Origin of the sequence: Liquorilactobacillus vini DSM 20605 (genome assembly GCF_000255495.1) — a bacterium.
GTDB lineage: Bacteria > Bacillota > Bacilli > Lactobacillales > Lactobacillaceae > Liquorilactobacillus > Liquorilactobacillus vini.
Genome location: NZ_AHYZ01000021.1, coordinates 1 through 4116, shown reverse-complemented (window position 1 = coordinate 4116; position 4116 = coordinate 1). Strand labels below are relative to the sequence as shown.

At 37.4% G+C, this 4116-nt stretch carries 5 protein-coding genes; 4 read left to right on the top strand and 1 reads right to left on the bottom strand.

The window, feature by feature from the left end; genetic code table 11:
* Positions 1-271: 271 nt before the first annotated feature.
* Positions 272-2041 (top strand): oleate hydratase, encoded by a 1770-nt coding sequence (locus tag ON15_RS00905; protein WP_010579586.1) that lies wholly within the window; start codon positions 272-274, stop codon positions 2039-2041.
* A gap of 60 nt (positions 2042-2101) precedes the next feature.
* Entirely contained in the window at positions 2102-2293 is a 192-nt protein-coding gene (locus ON15_RS00900) for a hypothetical protein (RefSeq protein ID WP_010579585.1), read from the top strand.
* Between the two features lie 52 nt (positions 2294-2345).
* On the opposite strand, the gene ON15_RS00895 is transcribed toward ON15_RS00900, so the two are convergent.
* On the bottom strand, positions 2346-2882 hold the full coding sequence (locus tag ON15_RS00895; protein WP_010579584.1) for a TetR/AcrR family transcriptional regulator: 537 nt from the start codon (positions 2880-2882) through the stop codon (positions 2346-2348).
* A gap of 280 nt (positions 2883-3162) precedes the next feature.
* Here ON15_RS00895 and ON15_RS11170 point away from each other — a divergent pair, with 280 nt between their 5' ends.
* Both ON15_RS11170 and ON15_RS00890 read left to right on the top strand, forming a co-directional pair.
* Positions 3163-3591, top strand: a complete 429-nt coding sequence (locus ON15_RS11170; protein ID WP_010579583.1) for a hypothetical protein — start codon at positions 3163-3165, stop codon at positions 3589-3591.
* The coding region (locus tag ON15_RS00890) for an aryl-sulfate sulfotransferase (RefSeq protein ID WP_010579582.1) at positions 3518-4116 on the top strand (599 nt) is incomplete at its 3' end. The genes ON15_RS11170 and ON15_RS00890, both read left to right, overlap by 74 nt.

Here is a 4116-nt window from a genome sequence, read left to right as displayed (position 1 = left end):
TGATTTTTGTGGTTATCTTAGCATGATTGCGACTGACGATGCAAGATTGAAATAAATCAGCTTTTTTCTGCTTAATCCAATTTATCAAATAATGAATTAGCGCTGACCTTCAAAACAGCATTTAATTCCTCGATGTTCTTGTATCAGGATTCATTATCAATTAACTTGATCTTTTAGATCATGAATTCATTGAATAACTGGTGTAAGCGCTTTATAATAATATTAGTTACAAATGTAACTAAATTATCTTCAGAATCAAGGAGGGGTTTTCATGTATTACAGTAATGGTAACTATGAAGCATTTGCTCGGCCTAAAAAGCCAACAAATGCGGCGGAAAAGTCAGCGTATATTGTTGGATCCGGTTTAGCTGGATTAGCTGCGGCTGCCTTTTTAGTTCGTGATGGTCAGGTACCTGGAAAACAAATCCACGTCTTTGAAGAGCTTGCACTTCCAGGCGGTAGTATGGATGGAATTTTTAATGAGCAACGTGGCTATCTTATCCGTGGTGGCCGTGAAATGGAACCTCATTTTGAAACCCTTTGGGATCTTTTTCGTTCGATCCCAACCTTAACTGATCCTAACGTTTCTGTTCTTGATGAATTCTACTGGCTCAATAAAGCTGATCCTAGCAACTCGCATGCTCGAATAATTGAAAATCGAGGGAAACGCTTGGCCACTGATGGACAACTAACACTTTCACGCCACGCAATTGAAGAAATTGCGCACTTAGTGATGACTCCTGAAAACCAGCTCGATAACGTTAAAATCAACGAGGTTTTTGATCATGAATTCTTTAAATCAAACTTTTGGCTGTATTGGTCAACAATGTTTGCTTTCGAGCCTTGGGCAAGTGCCATGGAGATGCGTCGCTATCTGTTACGCTTTGTTCATCATGTTGGGACTTTACAAAATATGACGGCCTTAAAGTTTACTAAATACAATCAATATGAATCATTGATCAAACCACTAATCAAATATCTTCAAGACCACGGTGTTGATTTTCAATACAATACCTCCGTTGATAACGTTGTTGTAAAACAGCACGAGGGCCAAAAACAAGCTGTCAAAATTGAGCTGACAGTTGCTGGCGAAAAACAAGAATTGAATTTGACGGCCGCTGATCTCGTTTTTGTCACCAATGGTTCAATCACCGAAAGCACAACTTACGGAGATAACCAGCATCCCGCCCCTCAAGCTCATCCCGTCGGCGCCAGTTGGAAATTATGGGAAAAACTTGCCGCTCAAGATCCAGCATTCGGCCAGCCGGCTAAATTTTACCAAGAGATTCCTGAAGCTAATTGGGTAATTTCTGCCACCTGTACCTTCAATGACGACCGAATTGTGCCTTATATCCAAAAAATTACCGGTAAAGACCCTCACAGTGGGTCAATTGTCACTAGTGGACCGGTAACAATCCGGGATTCTAATTGGCTGCTAGGGATTTCAATCAGCCGTCAGCCGCATTTTCAACAACAAAAGCCCAATGAATTGATTATCTGGCTTTACGGTCTGTTTTCTGATCAGCCAGGAAATTATGTTCCCAAAAAAATTACTGACTGCAGTGGCCAAGAAATCTGTGAGGAATTTCTTTATCATATTGGCGTTCCAACTGACCAAATCGCTGAAATTGCTCAATCTGCCAATTCGATCCCGATTCATATGCCGTACATTACTTCCTACTTCATGCCACGTCAAGCTGGCGATCGACCGTTAGTTGTCCCGAATGGATCTCAGAATTTAGCATTCATTGGCAATTTTGCTGAGACACCACGTGACACAGTCTTTACCACCGAATATTCAGTCAGAACGGCGATGGAAGCTGTTTATCAATTATTGAATATTGACCGGGGGGTACCGGAAGTTTTTGATTCGGCCTTTGATCTGCGAACGATGTTAAGTGCTTTATATTACCTAAATGATCAAAAGACTCTAGCTGAACTGCCATTAAAGCAAGTTGAAAAAGTCGGTTTAAAAGCCTGCTTGAAAAAGATCCATGGTACTTATTTAGAAGAGCTGCTGCAAGCTGCAAAGCTACTTTAAAGATCAATCAGCGATTTTAGTCTAATAGAATATCAGAGCTATGTTCGAGGAGGAAACATCATGAAAAAAAAGACGTTACTGCTTACATCGGCGGCAATTGCTACTGGTATTGTTGTATGCCAGCTGCTGGCTAAGAAAAAATGTCATTGCTGTCATTCAAAGTCTACCGGCTGTTCAAAAAAGAAAATCCTTACCAATAATGAGCCAGTTTATTTGCGTGAAACTGAAACAGCCGGTCATGGCCTTTATTAATTGAACTTTCATAAAAGGCTCCTGTCACATTAAGTGACAGGAGCCTTTTTAGTTAGAATTCTTTGGTTTGTTGGAGATCATTTTTAATCTTTTCAGCTAAATAAGCAGCCATCTCAGCAGCTGAGTGCTGATAATTCGTTTGACGCCAATATAACAAACTAGCAAAAATTGCTCCAGAATAATAAGCAATGGCCAAAGGAGACGGCGCTTGCTGCTTAAAACGAGTTTTAAAGAAGTCCAAGAGATAATCGTTTTGCTTGGTCAAAGCAAAGCCCTCAATTGATGCATTGACGATTGCCGATAAAACTTCGGGATGAATTTTAAAATAATTTAAGTAAACTTCTAGTAATTGATTTAAGCCATGCAATTGGTGAGCGGTAATCTCTGCTATAAAACGAGTATATTCTTTCTGAATAAATTTATTCAAAATGTCTTCTTTGCTTTGATAGTTTCGATAAAAGGCCATCCGCGAAATTCCGGCTTGATTGGCAATATCGGTAATTGATAGTTCAGAAAAATTTTGCTGCTGCATCAACTGAAACAAAGCTTTCTCGGCTTTAGCTTGCGTTTTAGCAACCCTCTTATCCATTTTTGCTCCTCCGTTCACAATAACTATTAATTAATTATACAACATATCTAAAGCTTAATTAGCAATCTTGCGTTATCAGTCAGTTTATCAATTACGTTATTATGTTTTTTTATTATCACTAACTTAGCTAATTTTTCCAGGCAATTTCATAATAAGTTCATATTCCTTAAACAAAATAGTTTTATAACTTATTGCTAAATATAAAGGATGATCAATTTGAAATTTCGCTCAAAAGTCACTTTTGCTTTGTCATTAATAATTATTTTAAGTGTGGCCTTAGGTGCTTGGTATTATCGATCCCAACAAATATAGTACTGAAAGTACCGATGCAGTCATAGAAACACCTAAACCACAAGGAAAAAATATTAAAGCATTGAATTATTCTCAACTAAAAATAAAAACAGCCGCTAATATTTACCAACCGAAAATTCAAAAAAAATTGCATCATCAAGTTCAAGCACTTGAAAAAAAGAAAAATTATTCTTTTAACCATATGTTAATTTTGGCCAATCCTTACTTAACTGATACAACCAGTTTATATTTACACTTTAAAACTAAACAGCCAGTTAAGATCTCTTATCGGGTTAAAAGTGGCAAGAAAATTTCAACTTTTAAAAGAACCCTGTATAATCCCAATGGGACATTCTTATCAATTAATTGGCTTAATTGGCGGCCACAAAAACCAAATAACGATTACGGCAACAACTAAAGCTGGAACTAAAACCACCAAAACTTTTACCTATCATGCCCCACAATTAGTTAGCAAAGAAGCCAATCGGTTAAAAGTCAAAAATGGTTCTAGCACTCAGAAATTAACAAGCGGATTGTATGCCTTTATTGGTGATAAGAATCTTACGCAACGTGCAACTTATTTAGTTGATAATGATGGCTATATCCGTGGCGAGATTCCATTAATTGGTTATAATTCTTTGCGGCTTGTTCAACGTGGCAACTATTTATACTTTGCTGTTAATAATGACCAAATTGTCAAAATGGATCGCTTAGGAAGAATAATAAAATCATATTCAACGAAAAAGTCGGGGTATGAAATTCACCATGATTTTGCAGTTGATAGTTCTGGCAATTTGATTTCTTTAGCAACTAGCTTGCAAGCTAAAAAACGAGAAAAGCGAGTCGAAGATCAAATCATTAAGATTTCTGGCCAAACTGGCAAAGTCACTCGTTTGCTTGATTTCAAAAAACTAATGCCCGCTTTATATAAAAAAGCTACGTT